Source organism: Sphingomonas prati, from assembly GCF_014643515.1.
GTDB lineage: Bacteria > Pseudomonadota > Alphaproteobacteria > Sphingomonadales > Sphingomonadaceae > Sphingomonas_R > Sphingomonas_R prati.
In genome coordinates, this window is sequence record NZ_BMJP01000002.1 from 329440 (window position 1) to 346410 (window position 16971).

Sequence of the window (16971 nt, forward strand, 5' to 3'; positions counted from 1 at the left end):
GCCCCTGTCATGCCGCTACAGTTCGCGCTCGATGATGTGGTTCTCCAAGTCGCCGACATCGTCCTCCGACACCGTCCAGCCGCGCACCGACACGCCCGCACGGTGCACCGCCTCACGGTCGCCCGAAATAAGGTAATGCCAGTCGTACAGCGGCGCCCCGTCGCGGATCAGCTTGTACGCGCAGGTCGACGGCAGCCAGTCGAGCTGGTCCAGTTTCGCCGGGGTCAGCCGGACACATTCCGGCACGAACGCGTGGCGCCGGCGATAATCGCTGCACTGCCCCGATCGGCGGTCGAGCAACCGGCAGGCGACGTTGGTCGGCAACACCTCGCCCGTCTCCTCGTCCTCCAGCTTGTGGATGCAGCATTTGCCGCAGCCGTCGCACAGCGATTCCCACTGCGTCCGGCTCATCTTGGTCAGCGGCACGGTTTCCCAGAACGGGCGCGGGGCGTCCGTCATACGACCCAGCGATCGAGATCGGCCGCCACCGCATCCGCACTCTCGTCCGCGCGCAGCAACGCGACCGGCTTCCCGTCCGGCGCGAACAGCATCGCCATCCGGCTATGGTTCATCAGATACGCGTCGGGCTTCGGCCCAGCCTCCTTGGAATAGATCACGGCATAGCGCTTCGCGACCGCTGCGATCTGCGCATCGGTGCCGGTCAGCCCGACCAGCGGCGCCCCGAACGCGCCGACGAACTGCTTCACCACCGTCGGCGTATCGCGCGCCGGATCGACCGAGACGAAGATCGGCTGCACCTTGGTAGCGCGCACCGGGTCCGCCTTCGCAAACGCCCGATACCCGGCCATCAGCCGCTGCACGTCGAGCGGGCAGACGTCCGGGCAATAGGTGTAGCCGAAATACATGACGCGATATTTGCCGGCATAGCTGGCGTCGGTCACCGCGCGCCCGTCCTGATCGGTCAGCGCGAACGCCCCGCCGATCGCCGCGCCGGCCAGCGGCGCTTCCTCCACCGGCTTCGACCCGCATCCGCCCAGCACGAGGCAGAACGCCAGCACAGGGGCTGCAAGGAGGTGCGTGTTGTTCATGGCGGGGCCAGCCATGCTTTGATAAGGCCGTCGGAGCAAGGGTTTGGGCATCACAGGGGACTTGGGGATGCGGATGACGGGTAACAAGCGAATGCTGGCAGTCTTGACCGCGGCCCTCTGCGCACTGACGACTGTCGCAACGCCGGCCACGGCGCAGTTCACCGACAGCTTCGCCTTCCTGAAGGCGGTGCGCGACCGCGACGGGCCCAAGGTCGCCGAGGCGGTCGAGCGGCCGGGTTCGCAGATGATCAACACCAAGGACTATACGACCGGCGAGGCCGCGCTCCATATCCTCGTCAAGCGGCGCGACAGCGGCTGGCTGGGCTACCTCCTGTCCAAGGGTGCCAGCGTCGACATCCGCGATCGGGAGGGGAACACCCCGCTGCTGCTCGCCGCCCAGATCGGTTATGTCGAGGGTGCGCGCGCGCTGCTGGCGGACGGCGCGGCGGTCGATGCGATCAACACGCGCGGCGAAACGCCGATCATCCTGGCGGTGCAGGCCCGCGATCCGGCGCTCACCCGCCTGCTGATCGCGCAAGGGGCCGATCCGACCCGCCCCGATCGCATCGCCGGCAAGACCGCGCGCGATTATGCCGCGCAGGACAGCCGCGGCACCGCTCTGCTCAAGATCCTCGACGAAGCGAAACCCGCCAAGGCCGCCAAGCCGGTCATGGGCCCCGTCCGCCGCTGACCCCGGCCGCCGTCGCCCTTTATCCGTCCGGAAACGCCTGCCCCATGATCACCGTCTTCGACGATCGCCAGTTCGGCCACCGCCCGGTCCATGAATTCTTCAACGGCGCGCTGGCCGCCCACGCCGACACGCCCGCGCGCGCCACCGGCATCCTCCGTGCGATCGGCGACACGGTCGCGCCCACCGATCACGGCATGGCCCCGCTCGCCGCGGTCCACGACCCGGCCTATCTGACGTTCCTGACCGAGGCGCACGACCGCTGGCTCGCCGCGGGTCGCACCGGCGATGCGATCGGCTATGCCTGGCCCGTCGTCGGCCGCCGCCCGCTCGACCTCACCCGCATCGACGCGCTGCTCGGCCGCTACACCGCCGATGCGGTCACGCCGATCGGGGCCGGCACCTGGGACGCGACCTACTGGGGCGCGCAGACTGCGCTCACCGCGCTCGACCATGTCCTGGCTGGCGACCGCAGCGCGTTCGCGCTCTGCCGCCCGCCCGGCCATCATGCGGGGCGCGACTATGCCGGCGGCTACTGCTTCCTCAACAACGCCGCGATCATCGCGCAGGCCGCGGTCGGCGCCGGCCGCCGTGTCGCGATTCTCGACGTCGACTATCACCACGGCAACGGCACGCAGGACATCTTCTACGATCGCGGCGACGTGACGTTCGTGTCGATCCACGCCGATCCGCACACCGACTTCCCCTATTTCTGGGGTCATCCAGACGAACATGGCGCCGGCGACGGGCTCGGCGCGAACCACAACATCATCCTGCCGCGCGGCACCGGCTGGGCGGACTACGCTCCGGCGCTCGACCGGTCGCTCGACCTGATCGCAGCCAGCGGCGCAGACCTGCTCGTCCTGTCGTTCGGCGCCGATACCTACGAAGGCGACCCGATCTCCGGCTTCGCCCTAAAGACCGAAGATTTTGCCACAATGGCCCACCGCATCGCCGCTACCGGCCTCCCAACCGTCATCGTGATGGAGGGCGGCTACGCGGTCGACGCACTCGGCTCGAACGTGGCGACGCTGCTCTCCGGTTTTTAACCCCCCAAAAGCAGCGCGAACAGCACGACGGACTTGACCGCAATCGCCTGCAACACGGCAATCCGTTCCAACCGGCTGGAGAAAGGCTGCTTCAGCGTCTTGTGCCGGAACAGCCGGCGGGCGGCGAACGCCGCCGGGGTCCCGCCGATCGCTGCCAGCATCAGCAAGCGTCGCTCCGACACCCGCTTTGCCCCCGCCAAGGCTGATCGCTTATCGTGCCGGAAAAGCAGCAGAGTTGCACCGTTCACTACCAGCAACAGCAGCGCGAAAACCCGGACAGGCACGCCGGACAGCAGCCCGACGAGCCCCGCCATCGTCCCCGTCACAGCTTCGCGGTCAGCTCCGGCACCACCGTGAACAGGTCACCGACCAGCCCGATATCGGCCACCTGGAAGATCGGCGCGTCCGCGTCCTTGTTGATTGCGACGATGACCTTCGAGTCTTTCATGCCCGCCAGATGCTGGATCGCGCCGGAAATCCCGACCGCGACATACACTTCCGGCGCCACGATCTTGCCCGTCTGCCCGACCTGGTAGTCGTTCGGCGCATAGCCCGCATCGACCGCGGCGCGCGATGCGCCCACGCCCGCGCCCAGCTTGTCGGCCAGCGGATCGATCAGCTCGTGGAACTTGTCCTCCGAACCCAGCGCCCGTCCGCCCGACACGATGATCTTGGCCGACGTCAGCTCCGGCCGATCCGACGACGCGATCTCCGATCCGACGAAGCTCGACAGACCCTGGTCGCCGCCGGCCGAAACCGCCTCGACCACGCCCGCGCCGCCGCTTGCCGCCGCCTTGGCGAACGCGGTGCCGCGCACCGTCACGACCAGCTTGGCGTCCGACGACTGCACGGTCGCGATCGCGTTGCCGGCATAGATCGGCCGCGTGAACACGCCGTCGCCCTCGACGGACAGAATGTCGCTGATCTGCGACACGTCCAGCAGGGCCGCCACGCGCGGCGCGATGTTCTTGCCGTTGGTCGTCGACGGCGCCACGAACGCATCGTGGTGACCCATCAGCTCGACCACCAGCGGCGCGACATTCTCGGCCAGCGCATGCGCATAAGCCGCGTCGTCCGCGACATGCACCTTGCCCACGCCGGCGATCTGCGCCGCGGCCTGCGCCACCGCATCGACGCCCTGACCCGCGACCAGCAGGTGGACCTCGCCCATTTCGCCGGCGGCGGTCACCGCCGACAACGTCGCGTCCTTTACGGCCGCGCCATCATGTTCGACCCAGACGAGCGTCTTCATGCCGCCACTCCCATATCCTTGAGCTTCGCCACCAGCGTATCGACGTCAGGCACCGTGATGCCCGCGACGCGCTTCGCCGGTTCGACCACCTTCGACGTCGTCAGCCGCGGCGTGGTGTTGACGCCGTAATCGGCCGGCGCCTTGGTCGCCATCGGCTTCGACTTCGCCTTCATGATGTTCGGCAGCGACGCATAACGCGGCTCGTTCAGGCGGAGGTCGGTCGTCACGATCGCCGGCGTCTTCAGGTTCACCGTCTCGGCGCCGCCATCCACTTCGCGCGTCACGGTCACGGTATCACCCGCGACCTCGACCTTCGACGCGAACGTGCCCTGGCCCCAGCCGAGCAGCGCCGCCAGCATCTGGCCGGTCTGGTTGCTGTCGTCGTCGATCGCCTGCTTGCCCAGGATGACCAGCCCGGGCTGCTCCTCGTCCACGATCGCCTTCAGGATCTTGGCGACCGCCAGCGGCTCGACCACATCCTCGGTCAGCACCAGGATCGCGCGGTCCGCACCCATGGCGAGCGCGGTGCGCAGCGTCTCCTGGCATTTCTGCACGCCGATCGACACGGCCACGATCTCGGTCGCCGCGCCCTTTTCGCGCAGCCGGATCGCTTCTTCGACCGCGATCTCGTCGAACGGGTTCATGCTCATCTTGACGTTGGCCAGGTCGACGCCCGTCCCGTCCGCCTTAACCCGCGGCTTCACATTATAATCGATCACCCGCTTCACGGGCACCAGGATCTTCATGGCGCTATCCTCCGACATGACGCTGTGGCGGAGACTCAAACGCCCCGCGCGATTGATCGGCCCATAGCAGGCGCTTTACGTAAACGTAAAGGGGGCGGACCAGGTCAAAACGCCCCACGCTTCTATCGCCGTTACAGTTGTGCCCCGGCGCAGACCGGGGCCTGGATAAAACGACTCCACCCAGGCCCCGCCTCCGCCGGGGCACATATGACGTCCGGGGCAAACAAGTCCCCCAGACGGATCAGGCCGCCTGCTTGACCTGCGCCACGATCTTCTTCGCGGCGTCGCCCAGGTCGTCGGCGCTGACGATCGGCAGGCCGCTGTTGGCCAGGATGTCCTTGCCCTGCTGCACGTTGGTGCCCTCGAGCCGCACGACCAGCGGCACCGACAGGTTCACTTCCTTCGCCGCCGCGACGATGCCGTCGGCGATGATGTCGCAGCGCATGATGCCGCCGAAGATGTTGACCAGGATGCCTTCGACCGCCGGATCGGACAGGATCAGCTTGAACGCCGCCGTCACCTTCTCTTTCGATGCGCCGCCGCCGACGTCGAGGAAGTTCGCCGGGAACGCCCCGTTCAGCTTGATGATGTCCATCGTCGCCATGGCCAGGCCCGCGCCGTTCACCATGCAGCCGATGTTACCGTCGAGCTTGATGTAGGCCAGGTCGTACTTCGAGGCTTCGATCTCGGCCGGATCCTCCTCGGACTCGTCGCGCAGCGCGAAGATGTCCTTGTGGCGGTACAGCGCGTTGCCGTCGAACGACACCTTGGCGTCGAGCACCAGCAGCGCGCCGTCCGTGGTCTCGACCAGCGGGTTCACTTCGAGCATTTCCATGTCGGACGCGATGAACGCCTCGTACAGCTGGCCCGAAACCTTGATCGCCTGCTTGTAGAGATCACCCTTCAGGCCCAGCGCGAATGCCACGGCGCGGCCGTGATGCGGCTGGAAACCCTCGACCGGGTCGATGATGATGCTGTGGATCAGCTCGGGCGTGTCGTGTGCGACCGCTTCGATGTCCATCCCGCCTTCGGTCGACACGACGACGGCGATCCGCCCGGTCGCGCGATCGACCAGCATCGACAGGTAATATTCCTTCGCGATGTCGGCACCGTCGGTGATGTACAGTCGGTTGACCTGCTTGCCCGCATCGCCCGTCTGGATCGTGACCAGCGTGTTGCCCAGCATATCCGTCGCGTTCTGGCGCACGTCGTCGATCGTCTTGGACAGCCGCACGCCGCCCTTCGCATCGGGGCCGAGTTCCTTGAACTTGCCCTTGCCGCGGCCGCCCGCGTGGATCTGCGACTTCACGACATAGAGCGGTCCGGGCAGGCGTTCGGCGGCGGCGACGGCTTCGTCGACGGTCATCGCGGCATAGCCGGCCGGGATCGCGACACCGAACTTGGCGAGCAGTTCCTTGGCCTGATATTCGTGGATGTTCATGGGATCGCGTCCTCTGGGTCCAGCGGAAAGTTGGCGCGGCTAAAGCATAACGGGGCAAGGATTGCCACCCCGCCACGCCCGAATCGCTGCACTGCGGCACCATAGCGGGCCCGGCCGCGCGCGCCATGACCCTAGCGAGCCGCCGCGCGAGCCGGTAGGGCGAGTGCAAAGCCCGGTCAGGGCGTTCAGCGTGAGGATGATCCATGGAAACGATCGGCGTAATCGGCGCGGGCCAGATGGGGGCCGGCATCGCGCAGGTCTCGGCACAGGCGGGCTACCGCGTTCTGTTGTCGGACGTCTCGATGGCGGCCGCCACCAAGGGCCGCGACGGCATCGCCCGCGCGCTTGATCGGCTCGTGACGAAGGAAAAACTGACCTCCGACGCCGCGCAGGCCGCGGTCGCGCTGATCGAACCGGTGGCCGACGTCGCCGCCATGGCCGACGCCGCGCTGGTGATCGAGGCGGCGACCGAGCGCGAGGACATCAAGCGCAAGATCTTTGCCGATGTCGGTGCGGTGCTGGGGTCCGACGCGATCCTGGCGACCAACACCTCGTCGATCCCGATCACGCGGCTGGCACAGGCGGCGCCCGATCCGGCACGCTTCATGGGCGTTCATTTCTTCAACCCGGTGCCGGTGATGCGCCCGATCGAACTGATTCGCGGCCTCGCCACCGCCGACTCCACCGTCGCGCGGGTGGAGGCCTATGCCGAAGCGCTCGGCAAGACCGTCGTCCACGCCAACGACGCGCCCGGTTTCATCGTCAACCGCGTCCTGCTGCCGTTCATCAACGAGGCCTGCTTCGCGCTGGGTGAGGGCGTCGCCACGATCGCCGACATCGACGCAGCGGTCAGCCTGGGCCTCAACCACCCGATGGGCCCCTTCACGCTCGCCGACTTCATCGGCCTCGACACCTGCCTCAACATCTGCCGCGTCCTGCACGACGGCACCGGCGACCCCAAATTCCGCCCCGCACCCCTGTTGGTCAAATATGTCGAAGCCGGCTGGCTCGGCCGCAAAACCGGTCGCGGCTTCTACGACTATTCAGGCGAAACCCCCGTCCCCACCCGCTAACCAAAAAGCCCTCTCCCCCACGGGGAGAGGGTTGGGAGAGGGGGAGTGGCTCGAGAAGACCAAGCAGCAGGTAGAACCGCGAGATTCGCGAAACGCCTACCCCTCGACCCGCCAGTCATAAACCAACCCACCCTCGCGAAACGCGAACCGGTCGAGATGCTCCGCGACCACCGCCTGCACCCGCTCGACCTGCTCCGCCTCCGCCACGCTCGCGCGCAGCACCAGCGCATCAGCCTCAGCCACCAAGGTCAAAGGCCCCGCCGGCAAGCCGACCTCACCCGCCTCGGGCGTAAAGCTCACCGCGAACCGGTGGCTCCAGTGCTTGCACAATTGCTGCAGATAGCGACTCGCGTTCGGCGTCGCGACGCGCGCGGTGGTGATGACGGCCATGACGGCTCCTTCAACTGTTCCCCTGCCGCCGACGACGTGGCGCGCCACAACCGCCGCATCAAGACCGCAGCCGAACGGTTCAGCCCGTTACGAGCGTCCGATGAAGGAAGGACCGCGCCCGCCGCGACACGCCGGCCGCCAGCGCCGCCATCGTCAGCCCGAGCAACGGCACGATCCACAGCAGCGACAAGATCAGAAGAACGGTTCGCATAGGCCACCTCCCGACTCCGCAAATACCCGCGGGCGGTGACAGATCGGTGACCCTACGGATTACGACTAGGGCGCCAGCAACAACCCAGCAAACGCCGCACTCATCAGGTTGGCGAGCGACCCGGCGACCAGCGCGCGCAGCCCCAGCTTCGCGATCATCGTCCGCTGGTTCGGCGCCAGGCTCCCGGTCACCGCCATCTGGATCGCGATCGAACTGAAATTGGCGAACCCGCACAGCGCAAACGTGACGATCGCCACCGTCCGCTGCGACAGCGCCGCCTGCTGCTCGCCCAGCGCGATATAGGCGACGAACTCGTTCAACACGATCTTCTGCCCGAACAGCCCGCCGGCGATCCCCGCCTCGCTCCACGGCACGCCCAGCAGGTACATGACCGGCGCGAACACATAGCCGAGCAGTCGCTGGAACGTCAGCGCCTCCACCCCGAACCACATGCCGACGCCGGTCAGCAACCCGTTGGCCAGCGCCACCAGCGCCACGAACGCCAGCACCATCGCGCCCACCGCCACGGCCAGCCGCACGCCGGTCTGCGCGCCCTGGCTGGCGGCCATAATGATGTTCGCCGGCCGCTCCTCGTCATGCGTCGCCTCGGCCATCGCGATCTGATGCTCCTCGCGCTGCGGATCGTTGGCGTCGCCCAGCGGCAACTCGCCCGCGGGCGGCGCGATCTCGTCGGGCATCATAATCTTGGCCATCAGGATCCCGCCCGGCGCCGCCATGAAACTGGCCGCCAGCAGATAGTCGATCCGCACCCCCATTGATGCATAGGCCGCCAGGATCGTCCCCGCGACGCCCGCCATCCCGCTAACCATCACGGTGAACAGCTGCGGCGGCGTCAGCCCCGCCAGATACGGCCGGATCACCAGCGGCGATTCGCTCTGCCCGACGAAGATGTTCGCCGCCGCGCACAGCGACTCCACCTTCGACACGCCGATCACCTTCTCGATCGCCCCGCCGATCCAGCGCACCACGAATTGCATGACGCCCAGATAATAGAGGATCGACACCAGGCTGGCGAAGAAGATGATCACCGGCAGCGCGGAGATCGCGAAGCTTCGCCCGCCGATCGCCGGGTTGGCAAGCGTCCCGAACAGGAATTCCGTGCCGCGCTGCGAATAGCCGAGCAGGTTGGCCACCGCGCCGGACATCTGGCCCAGCACCACCTTGCCGATGCTCGAATACAGCACCAGCACCGCGATCCCGGCCTGCAACGCGAACGCCGCGCCCACCACGCGCAACCGGATCGCCCGGCGGTTGGAGGACAGCAGGACCGCGATCGCCAGGATCACCGCGATGCCGGCAAGGCCGATCAGGAATTTCATCATGTCGGTCGGGGGCTTTCTCGGGCGGCCACGGGGTCGATCGCGGACGACGATACACGTCGTGTGAAGAACGAACAGCCTTTGGCGTGGTGGCGCGCCCTGTCAATCCAGGCGGTTGCAGGCGAGTTCCCACGCTCCGGGCTTCCGCCGGTCATGGAAACCGGTTAGCACCGCGGCGATGACGATCCCGCCATCCGCCCCGTTTCCAAAGTCGCTGTTCGCCTTCTCCATCCTCTACGGCGGCATGACCTGCATCGCAGGCGTCCTGGGCGTGAAGCAGGTGGCACTCGGGCCGCTGGCGGTGGAGGCCGGCATCTTCGCCTTCCTGCTGCTGGTCGTGATCGGCAGTGCGATCGCCGAACTGCACGGCCGCGCCGCCGCCGACCGGATGGTGCGCTACGGCTTCGTGCCGCTCATCATGTCCGCGCTGCTGATCCAGCTCGTCCTGGCGCTGCCCACCGACCCCGGCATGTATCCGCCCGCGATCGACGCCTTCCCGATCGTCGTCGGACAGGGCGCGCGCATGATGATCGCCGGCCTCATCGCCTACGGCACGTCGCAGACGCTCAACGTCTACATTTTCTCGCGCCTGTCCGCGGGCGCCGGCAGCCTGCTGTGGCTCCGCGCGATGATCGCCAGCGCCGCGTCGCAGGTCATCGACACCCTCCTCTTCATCTCGATCTCGTTCCTTGGCGAACGCGACATCGGCGCGCTGCTCGCCGGGCAGATGCTGGCCAAGGTCGTGCTATCGATCGTGCTGGTCCCGCCGCTCATCTACCTCTTCGTGGCACTCGGCCGCCGGATGGACCGGGCGTAACGCCGCCCGTCTGGCGAAACCTACCGTTTTCGCCTATATCGGCGGCATCATGACACTTCACATGCCTATCCCCGGTCATATCGATCCGGTTCCCGTCCCCCGTGCGCTCGTGCCGCGCGCCGACGGGCGGATCGACCTGCTCGGCCTGTCGCAGGCCGAACTGCGCGTCGCGCTCGAAACCGCGCAGCTCGAACCCAAGCAGGCCAAGCTCCGCGCCAAGCAGTTGTGGCACTGGATCTACAACCGCGGCGTCGTCGATTTCACGCTGATGACCGACATCGCCAAGTCGATGCACGGCTGGCTCGCCATGCGGTTCGTCGTCAGCCGGCCGGAAGTCGTCGAGGCGCAGGTGTCGAGCGACGGCACGCGCAAGTGGCTGCTCCGCACCGACGACGGCCAGGATTACGAGATGGTCTTCATCCCGGATGCGGACCGCGGCACGCTCTGCGTCTCCAGCCAGGTCGGCTGCACGCTCAACTGCCGCTTCTGCTTCACCGGCACGATGCGGCTGGTCCGCAACCTGACGCCGGCCGAGATCGTCGGACAGGTCATGCTGGCGCGCGACGCGCTCGGCGAATGGCCGAGCCAGCCCGAGGGGCGCATGCTGACCAACATCGTCATGATGGGGATGGGCGAGCCGCTCTATAATTTCGACAATGTCCGCGATGCGCTGAAACTCGTCATGGACGGCGCGGGCCTCGGCCTGTCGCGCCGCCGCATCACGCTCAGCACCAGCGGCGTCGTGCCGATGATGGCACGTGCCGGGGCGGAGATCGGCGTCAACCTTGCCGTCTCGCTCCACGCGGTGACCAAGGACGTCCGCGACGAGATCGTCCCGCTCAACCGCAAATATGGGATCGAGGAGCTGCTCCAGGCCTGCGCCGACTATCCCGGTGCCAACAATGCGCGTCGCATCACGTTCGAATATGTGATGCTGAAGGACAAGAACGACAGCGACGCCGACGCCTACGAACTGGTCCGCCTGCTGAAGAAATACGACCTGCCGGCCAAGGTGAACCTGATTCCGTTCAACCCCTGGCCCGGCGCGAACTACGAATGTTCCGACCCGGAACGGATCAAGCGCTTCTCCAACATTGTGTTCGAAGCCGGCATCAGCGCCCCCGTCCGCACCCCCCGCGGCCGCGACATCATGGCCGCGTGCGGCCAGCTGAAGTCGGCATCGGAAAAGAAGAGCCGCGCCGAGCTCGACCAGCTCGCGGACGAGAAGCAGGCGGCGCTGGGCTGACATAAAGGGCGGCACGCGTGTCACCCCTCTCCCAACCCTCTCCCCGAGGGGAGAGGGCTTTCCCTGGACACAACCGGCCCCCTCCCCCCACCGGGGGGAGGGTTGGGGAGAGGGGGGACACAGGCGCTGACGGTTTTTGCATCGACGCCAACTGACCACGCTGGCAATACCCCCTCGAATCAACGGGGCGTGCACAGATGTGGCTGTTCGATAAATTCGCGCGCAAGGCGCTGAAACAGGGTCAGCTGTCGATCATCGACGGCGACGGCAAGCGGTACGACTACGGCACGCCCGACCCGGACCGGATGCCGATCGTGGTGCGCTTCACCGATCGGAAGGTCGGCAACTACATCGCGCGCCATCCGCGGCTCGGCGCGGCCGAGGCCTGGATGGACGGCCGCATGGTGATCGAACAGGGCGACATCGCCGGCCTGATCGACCTCATCCGCGCCAACGGCAAATGGGAACGCGGCGGCGGCCAGCTCGGCGCGCGCAGCCCGATGAAGCGGATCGCCGGCACCATCGCGACGCGGCTCGACTCCATCAACAAGATCGGCAAGTCGAAGCAGAACGTCGCCCATCACTACGACATCGGCGACCGGCTCTACGACCTGTTCCTCGACGTCGACCGGCAATATAGCTGCGCCTACTTCACCGATCCGGACAACAGCCTGGAACAGGCGCAGCTCGACAAAAAGGCACACATCGCCGCCAAGCTGAACCTGAAACCCGGCCAGCGCGTGCTCGACATCGGCTGCGGCTGGGGCGGCATGGCGCTCTACCTGAACCGCGTCGCCGACGTGGACGTGCTCGGCATCACCCTGTCGGAAGAACAGCTTAAGACCGCCCGCCGCCGCGCGGAGGAAGCCGGCGTCGCGGACCGCGTGAAGTTCGAACTGATCGACTACCGCGAACTCAGCGGCACGTTCGACCGGATCGTGTCGGTCGGCATGTTCGAACATGTCGGCGTGCCGAACTACCGCACCTTTTTTGCCAAATGCCGCTCGCTGATGGTGGAGGACGGCGTCATGCTGCTCCACACGATCGGCCGGATGGGCGGCCCGGGCCAGACCGACGCCTTCACCGCGCGCTACATCTTTCCCGGCGGCTACAACCCCGCGCTGTCGGAGATCGTCGCCGCCAGCGAATCGCAGCGGCTGATCTCGACCGACGTCGAAACGCTCCGCGTCCACTACGCGCTCACCATCCGCCACTGGTACGACCGCTGCGTCAAGCACAAGGCGGAGATCGAGGCGATGTTCGACGCGCGCTTCTACCGCATGTGGACCTTCTACCTCGCCGGCGCGATGAGCGCGTTCCGCCACGGTGGCATGTGCAACTACCAGATCCAGTACACCCGCAGCCGCTGGGCCCTGCCGTTGACCCGCGACTACATCGCGCCGGCCGAACAGGACCTCCGCGCCAAGGGCTGACCGACACACGTTCCCCGGCGGAGGCCGGGGCCTAGGTGAAACACCACCACCCAGGCCCCGGCCTCCGCCGGGGAACGCAACAACTCAGCGCTTCCGCACCGGAACCGGCAACGGCGCAGGCGTCGCAGCCGCCTCCGGTTCGGCGGAATACTTCGCCTCCGCCGCGGCACGCTCCGCGCCCGTCATCCGCCCGTCATGGTCGGTATCGGCCTCGTCGAAGCTGCGCAGCGCATCGGCCTTCTGCTCGGCCAACGTGATGCGCCCGTCGCGGTTCGTGTCGGCATCGCTGAACATCGCGTCCACCATCGCGGGCGGCACGCTGTTCTTCGTCGCCCACGCATCGACCTCCGCCCGGCTGACCACGCCGTCGCGGTCGGCGTCCAGCATGCGGCTGAGCCCGGTCGCGCGCTCCTCCGCCGCGGCGCGCGGCATGAAGTCCGGCCCGCGCGCCGGCCCAGTGGGCGCTTGCGCGAACGCGGCCGCGCCGGTCCCCAGCGCCATGATCGTCATCATTATCCGCATCGCATCGCTCCGTTCGTTTCAGGTTGGCTCAACGACCGGGGGCCAGCTTGCGATCCGGGATCGCGCCGGCGCCCGGCTTCCGCGCGGCGATCTTCTCCGCCACCGTCAGGATGCCGTCATGATTGGCATCGACCATGTCGAACGCGCGCAGCGGGCGGCGCGATGCCTCCGCCGGGCTCAGCTTGCCGTCGGCATTGGTGTCGACCGCCTTGAACGCGGCGTTGGCGGCGTTCAGCATGTCCTGCGCCTCCTTCGCGGTCGGCGCATTCTTCGTGCCGGGCGGCGTGCGGTTCAACACCACGCCCATCCGCTTGCCGAATTCCGCGCGGCTCATAAAACCGTCCTTGTTGGTGTCGGCCAGCTTGAACACGCCGTCGACCTCCGCCTGCATCTGCGCGCGGGTCACGTCGCCGGTGCCCTTCACGGGCTTGGCCGCGGGCGCGGACAAAGCGGGCGCGGCGGCCAGGGTGATGAGGACGGGCAGCATCAGGGCTATCGGACGCATCGGTTTTCCTTCTCGCAACGGTCGGGTCACGGTCGTACGGGTACGCCCCATGGCGCGCCCTCGCTGTATGGCGCTTGAATGCGCGGGCCCCGGATGGCAAGGCGCGCGCGAATTTACGGGTTGAAGGGACGGACATGTCGGACGTGAAGCGGGTTGTGCTTGCCTATTCGGGCGGCCTCGACACCAGCGTGATCCTGAAATGGCTCGCCACCGAATATCAGTGCGAGGTGGTGACCTTCACCGCCGACCTCGGCCAGGGCGAGGAACTGGAGCCCGCCCGCGCCAAGGCGGAGCTGATGGGGGTGCGCCCCGAATATATCTTCATCGACGATCTGCGCGAGGAATTCGTGCGTGATTACGTCATGCCGATGATGCGCTCGAACGCGCTGTACGAGGGGCTCTACCTGCTTGGCACGTCGATCGCCCGGCCGCTGATCGCCAAGCGCCAGATCGAGATCGCGCGGCAGGTCGGCGCCGACGCGGTCAGCCACGGCGCCACCGGCAAGGGCAACGACCAGGTCCGGTTCGAACTGGGCTATTACGCGCTCGCCCCCGACATCCGCGTCATTGCGCCGTGGCGCGAATGGGACCTGACCAGCCGCACGCGCCTGATCGAATATGCCGAACAGCACCAGATCCCGGTGCCCAAGGACAAGCGCGGCGAATCGCCCTTCTCGACCGACGCGAACCTCCTGCACACCTCGTCCGAGGGCAAAGTGCTCGAGGATCCGTGGGACGAGGTCCCGGACTATGTCTACTCGCGCACCGACGACCCCGTGACCGCCCCCGACGTGCCGGAGGAGATTACGATCGATTTCGAACGCGGCGACGCGGTGGCGGTGAACGGCGAGGGGCTCTCCCCCGCCACTTTGCTCGCCAAGCTCAACGAACTCGGCAAGCGCCACGGCATCGGCCGGCTCGATCTGGTCGAAAACCGCTTCGTCGGCATGAAGAGCCGCGGGATGTACGAAACGCCCGGCGGTACGATCTATCACCTCGCCCACCGCGGGATCGAGCAGATCACGCTCGATCGCGGCGCGATGCACCTGAAGGACGAACTCGCCCCGCGCTACGCCGAACTGATCTACAACGGTCTCTGGTTCAGCCCGGAACGCGAAATGCTCCAGGCCGCGATCGACCATAGCCAGCACAAGGTGTCCGGCACCGTCCGGCTGAAGCTGTTCAAGGGCAGCGTCTTCGTCACCGGCCGCCGCTCGCCCTATTCGCTCTACAGCGAAAAGGTCGTGACGTTCGAGGACGACGCCGGCGCCTACGACCAGCGCGACGCGGCGGGCTTCATCAAGCTCAACGCCCTCCGCCTCCGCCTCCTCGGCCGCCGCGACGGGCTGTAAGGCGCGACGCCAGAACGTGCCCCGGCGCAGGCCGGGGCCTAGACGCAACCGCTTCACCTAGGCCCCGGCCTTCGCCGGGGCACGCATCACCGCCGCTCTGTCGCGCCGACCCGCCGCAGCGCGATCAGGTCGATCGGGTTCCAGTACAACCGCGCCACCGGCCGCCGCCCGACCGCCAGTTCCTGCAGGAACATGTCGCCCTTGTCATAGGCCCGCGGCCCCAGCCGCAGCAGCCAGATGGTCGGTGCCGCCTGCACCCCCGACTCGCGCGCGATGGCCCGCAACCGGTCGCGCGGCAGCGAGACGACACCCCGACTGCCGGTCGGATACCACCCGCCGACGCCGATCGACGGCACCGGCGTCGGCACCGGCCGCACCGCGATCGGCACACGCAGGTCGCGCAACGCGAACACCATCGGCAGCGCCCCTTCGTTGGGATAGGCGAGCAGCACGTCGCCCGGCCGCCAGCGCGGGGCCAGGAACTGGACGACGCCGTACCAATGCTGCTGCCCGCCGACACGCGCGCGCTCGATTAAATCGTTCGCCACCATGTGGAACGCCACGAACACTCCGGCCCCCGCGCCGGCCCAGCGCCGCCACCCGACCGTCCAGCCCAGCGTCCCGATCGACAGCAGCAGCACCGCTGGCACCGCGACCGGCGTCATGGTCCGTACAATGAACACTGGCGCGACCAGCGCGGACAGCGCGATCGACAACGCGGGCGGCACCAGCGCAAGTGCGAACAGCGCCGCCGCCAGCCGCCGCCGCGGCGCCCCGTCCGCCAGCCGCCAGATCGCCAGTCCCGCCAGCACGAACAACGCAATGCCGGGCGCTAGGCCGGGCGCGGCATACAGAATAGCCAGCCTGGTCGGCACGGTGTCCCACGAAAAGGTCAGCCAGGTCGCCGACACCCAGGTCGGTGCCTGATCCGCCAGGATCGCCACCGCCGGCGCCCAGACCAGCGCGACCAGCGCATGCCCGCCGACGATCCGCGCCCAGTCGCGCCCCGTCAGCCCCGGACGCACCACTAGTGCAAGGAACGCGACCCCGAGCGCGGCGGCGTACAGCGCACCCAGATTGTGCAGCCACAGCATCAACGCCAGCCCGACGAGATAGCCGGCATACGGCCCAACCGCGATGCTGCGCCCGCGCTCCGCCGCCGCGCCCAGCCGGATGAGCGCCCACAACGTCCCGGCATAGACCAGGATCATCACCGGATAGGGCCGTACCTCGCGCGTCATCGCGACCAGCATGATCGACACCGCGGCATAGGCCACCGCACCCCACGCGATCCGCGGCGCATCGAGCCGCGCCAGCCGCGCCGCATCGTGCGCCGCCCGCCAGATCACCGGCAGAACCGCGATGCCGCAGACATAACCGAGCGAGCGGTACCCCGCGAGGCTGTCGCCGAACACCAAAGTCCAGCAGCGCAGCAGCGAATAATAGAAGGGCGGGTGCGTCTCGTACGCCGGCACGACACGCCAAAGAAAATCGAACCCCTTCCCCGCGGCATAGGCGCTGTACGCCTCGTCCAGCCAGAACGGCTCGTCCAGCGACCCGTGAAACCGGAAATACAGCGCCACCGCGAGCAGCCCGAGCGCGCCGAAGATACCGATCGTCCGGGAAAGCCGCGCCTGTTCCATCGCCCGCCCTTACGGTCTGCCCGCCCCCAAGGGAAGCACCGGGCCGATCGAGACAAAACCGTCATCCCGGCGAAAGCCGGGATGACGAAGTAGCGGTGCGCCTTCTCCCCGACCGGAGTGCCATCGCAACCCGCAAACCGCCGCCCACGCCACCCCAGTTAAACCGCGCAAAACCGCGACCCGACCCACCAATTACCGGTTCCCGCCGCCCCTG

The 16971-nt window shown here is 67.6% G+C and carries 19 protein-coding genes; 7 read left to right on the forward strand and 12 right to left on the reverse strand.

Annotated features, from left to right (window positions below; all coding sequences use genetic code 11):
• Positions 1-15: 15 nt before the first annotated feature.
• The gene (locus IEX50_RS09435; RefSeq protein WP_157176725.1) at positions 16-459 is read right to left on the reverse strand and encodes a YcgN family cysteine cluster protein; all 444 of its coding nucleotides are present in this window, start codon (positions 457-459) and stop codon (positions 16-18) included.
• Positions 456-1049, reverse strand: coding sequence for an SCO family protein (locus IEX50_RS09440; protein WP_229673855.1), 594 nt, complete (start codon positions 1047-1049; stop codon positions 456-458). The genes IEX50_RS09435 and IEX50_RS09440 overlap by 4 nt, the downstream gene beginning before the upstream one ends.
• 91 nt (positions 1050-1140) lie before the next feature.
• Between IEX50_RS09440 and IEX50_RS09445 the strand changes: the two genes are divergently transcribed.
• The gene (locus tag IEX50_RS09445) at positions 1141-1740 is read left to right on the forward strand and encodes an ankyrin repeat domain-containing protein (RefSeq protein WP_229673857.1); all 600 of its coding nucleotides are present in this window, start codon (positions 1141-1143) and stop codon (positions 1738-1740) included.
• A gap of 44 nt (positions 1741-1784) precedes the next feature.
• The gene (locus tag IEX50_RS09450) at positions 1785-2786 is read left to right on the forward strand and encodes a histone deacetylase family protein (RefSeq protein ID WP_157176722.1); all 1002 of its coding nucleotides are present in this window, start codon (positions 1785-1787) and stop codon (positions 2784-2786) included.
• Here the strand turns inward: IEX50_RS09450 and IEX50_RS09455 are convergent.
• The 4 genes from IEX50_RS09455 to sucC form a co-directional block, all read right to left on the reverse strand.
• Positions 2783-3100: a DUF1294 domain-containing protein gene (locus tag IEX50_RS09455; RefSeq protein WP_157176721.1), complete on the reverse strand. Its 318-nt coding sequence runs from the start codon at positions 3098-3100 to the stop codon at positions 2783-2785. The genes IEX50_RS09450 and IEX50_RS09455 overlap by 4 nt on opposite strands.
• A gap of 8 nt (positions 3101-3108) precedes the next feature.
• Positions 3109-4038 carry an electron transfer flavoprotein subunit alpha/FixB family protein gene (locus IEX50_RS09460; protein ID WP_157176720.1) on the reverse strand — a complete coding sequence of 310 codons (930 nt, stop codon included), beginning with the start codon at positions 4036-4038 and terminating at the stop codon, positions 3109-3111.
• Entirely contained in the window at positions 4035-4784 is a 750-nt protein-coding gene (locus IEX50_RS09465) for an electron transfer flavoprotein subunit beta/FixA family protein (protein ID WP_157176719.1), read from the reverse strand. Before IEX50_RS09465 ends, IEX50_RS09460 begins: the two co-directional genes overlap by 4 nt.
• 241 nt (positions 4785-5025) lie before the next feature.
• Complete coding sequence (gene sucC, locus IEX50_RS09470; protein WP_157176718.1) at positions 5026-6225, reverse strand: ADP-forming succinate--CoA ligase subunit beta; 1200 nt, start codon at positions 6223-6225, stop codon at positions 5026-5028.
• Positions 6226-6428: 203 nt separating this feature from the next.
• Here sucC and IEX50_RS09475 point away from each other — a divergent pair, with 203 nt between their 5' ends.
• Positions 6429-7298 carry a 3-hydroxybutyryl-CoA dehydrogenase gene (locus IEX50_RS09475; RefSeq protein WP_157176717.1) on the forward strand — a complete coding sequence of 290 codons (870 nt, stop codon included), beginning with the start codon at positions 6429-6431 and terminating at the stop codon, positions 7296-7298.
• A 96-nt stretch (positions 7299-7394) separates the two neighbouring features.
• Here the strand turns inward: IEX50_RS09475 and IEX50_RS09480 are convergent, their stop codons facing one another.
• From IEX50_RS09480 to IEX50_RS09485, 3 genes are all read right to left on the reverse strand, one after another.
• The gene (locus tag IEX50_RS09480; RefSeq protein ID WP_157176716.1) at positions 7395-7688 is read right to left on the reverse strand and encodes a DUF2218 domain-containing protein; all 294 of its coding nucleotides are present in this window, start codon (positions 7686-7688) and stop codon (positions 7395-7397) included.
• Positions 7689-7767: 79 nt separating this feature from the next.
• Positions 7768-7899: a hypothetical protein gene (locus IEX50_RS17670; protein WP_260160608.1), complete on the reverse strand. Its 132-nt coding sequence runs from the start codon at positions 7897-7899 to the stop codon at positions 7768-7770.
• A gap of 65 nt (positions 7900-7964) precedes the next feature.
• Entirely contained in the window at positions 7965-9239 is a 1275-nt protein-coding gene (locus IEX50_RS09485; RefSeq protein ID WP_157176848.1) for a NupC/NupG family nucleoside CNT transporter, read from the reverse strand.
• A 178-nt stretch (positions 9240-9417) separates the two neighbouring features.
• Here IEX50_RS09485 and IEX50_RS09490 point away from each other — a divergent pair, with 178 nt between their 5' ends.
• The 3 genes from IEX50_RS09490 (at position 9418) to IEX50_RS09500 (ending at position 12735) form a co-directional block, all read left to right on the forward strand.
• On the forward strand, positions 9418-10056 hold the full coding sequence (locus IEX50_RS09490; protein ID WP_157176715.1) for a queuosine precursor transporter: 639 nt from the start codon (positions 9418-9420) through the stop codon (positions 10054-10056).
• A gap of 61 nt (positions 10057-10117) precedes the next feature.
• Positions 10118-11302 carry a dual-specificity RNA methyltransferase RlmN gene (gene rlmN / locus IEX50_RS09495; protein WP_157176714.1) on the forward strand — a complete coding sequence of 395 codons (1185 nt, stop codon included), beginning with the start codon at positions 10118-10120 and terminating at the stop codon, positions 11300-11302.
• 197 nt (positions 11303-11499) lie between these two features.
• Positions 11500-12735, forward strand: a complete 1236-nt coding sequence (locus tag IEX50_RS09500; protein WP_157176713.1) for an SAM-dependent methyltransferase — start codon at positions 11500-11502, stop codon at positions 12733-12735.
• Between the two features lie 84 nt (positions 12736-12819).
• Here IEX50_RS09500 and IEX50_RS09505 read toward each other — a convergent pair whose 3' ends face one another.
• Complete coding sequence (locus tag IEX50_RS09505) at positions 12820-13257, reverse strand: EF-hand domain-containing protein (protein WP_157176712.1); 438 nt, start codon at positions 13255-13257, stop codon at positions 12820-12822.
• A gap of 28 nt (positions 13258-13285) precedes the next feature.
• Positions 13286-13762, reverse strand: coding sequence for an EF-hand domain-containing protein (locus IEX50_RS09510; protein WP_184075120.1), 477 nt, complete (start codon positions 13760-13762; stop codon positions 13286-13288).
• Positions 13763-13896: 134 nt separating this feature from the next.
• Between IEX50_RS09510 and IEX50_RS09515 the strand changes: the two genes are divergently transcribed.
• Positions 13897-15114 (forward strand): argininosuccinate synthase, encoded by a 1218-nt coding sequence (locus IEX50_RS09515; RefSeq protein WP_157176710.1) that lies wholly within the window; start codon positions 13897-13899, stop codon positions 15112-15114.
• 86 nt (positions 15115-15200) lie between these two features.
• Here IEX50_RS09515 and IEX50_RS09520 read toward each other — a convergent pair whose 3' ends face one another.
• The gene (locus tag IEX50_RS09520) at positions 15201-16757 is read right to left on the reverse strand and encodes a glycosyltransferase family 39 protein (protein ID WP_157176709.1); all 1557 of its coding nucleotides are present in this window, start codon (positions 16755-16757) and stop codon (positions 15201-15203) included.
• Positions 16758-16971 lie beyond the last annotated feature (214 nt).

Coding starts and splice junctions, on each gene's coding strand:
- IEX50_RS09435 (WP_157176725.1), bottom strand. CDS start 459: ATGACGGACGCCCCGCGCCCGTTCTGGGAAACCGTGCCGCTGACCAAG.
- IEX50_RS09440 (WP_229673855.1), bottom strand. CDS start 1,049: ATGAACAACACGCACCTCCTTGCAGCCCCTGTGCTGGCGTTCTGCCTC.
- IEX50_RS09445 (WP_229673857.1), top strand. CDS start 1,141: ATGCTGGCAGTCTTGACCGCGGCCCTCTGCGCACTGACGACTGTCGCA.
- IEX50_RS09450 (WP_157176722.1), top strand. CDS start 1,785: ATGATCACCGTCTTCGACGATCGCCAGTTCGGCCACCGCCCGGTCCAT.
- IEX50_RS09455 (WP_157176721.1), bottom strand. CDS start 3,100: ATGGCGGGGCTCGTCGGGCTGCTGTCCGGCGTGCCTGTCCGGGTTTTC.
- IEX50_RS09460 (WP_157176720.1), bottom strand. CDS start 4,038: ATGAAGACGCTCGTCTGGGTCGAACATGATGGCGCGGCCGTAAAGGAC.
- IEX50_RS09465 (WP_157176719.1), bottom strand. CDS start 4,784: ATGAAGATCCTGGTGCCCGTGAAGCGGGTGATCGATTATAATGTGAAG.
- sucC (WP_157176718.1), bottom strand. CDS start 6,225: ATGAACATCCACGAATATCAGGCCAAGGAACTGCTCGCCAAGTTCGGT.
- IEX50_RS09475 (WP_157176717.1), top strand. CDS start 6,429: ATGGAAACGATCGGCGTAATCGGCGCGGGCCAGATGGGGGCCGGCATC.
- IEX50_RS09480 (WP_157176716.1), bottom strand. CDS start 7,688: ATGGCCGTCATCACCACCGCGCGCGTCGCGACGCCGAACGCGAGTCGC.
- IEX50_RS17670 (WP_260160608.1), bottom strand. CDS start 7,899: ATGCGAACCGTTCTTCTGATCTTGTCGCTGCTGTGGATCGTGCCGTTG.
- IEX50_RS09485 (WP_157176848.1), bottom strand. CDS start 9,239: ATGAAATTCCTGATCGGCCTTGCCGGCATCGCGGTGATCCTGGCGATC.
- IEX50_RS09490 (WP_157176715.1), top strand. CDS start 9,418: ATGACGATCCCGCCATCCGCCCCGTTTCCAAAGTCGCTGTTCGCCTTC.
- rlmN (WP_157176714.1), top strand. CDS start 10,118: ATGCCTATCCCCGGTCATATCGATCCGGTTCCCGTCCCCCGTGCGCTC.
- IEX50_RS09500 (WP_157176713.1), top strand. CDS start 11,500: ATGTGGCTGTTCGATAAATTCGCGCGCAAGGCGCTGAAACAGGGTCAG.
- IEX50_RS09505 (WP_157176712.1), bottom strand. CDS start 13,257: ATGCGGATAATGATGACGATCATGGCGCTGGGGACCGGCGCGGCCGCG.
- IEX50_RS09510 (WP_184075120.1), bottom strand. CDS start 13,762: ATGCGTCCGATAGCCCTGATGCTGCCCGTCCTCATCACCCTGGCCGCC.
- IEX50_RS09515 (WP_157176710.1), top strand. CDS start 13,897: ATGTCGGACGTGAAGCGGGTTGTGCTTGCCTATTCGGGCGGCCTCGAC.
- IEX50_RS09520 (WP_157176709.1), bottom strand. CDS start 16,757: ATGGAACAGGCGCGGCTTTCCCGGACGATCGGTATCTTCGGCGCGCTC.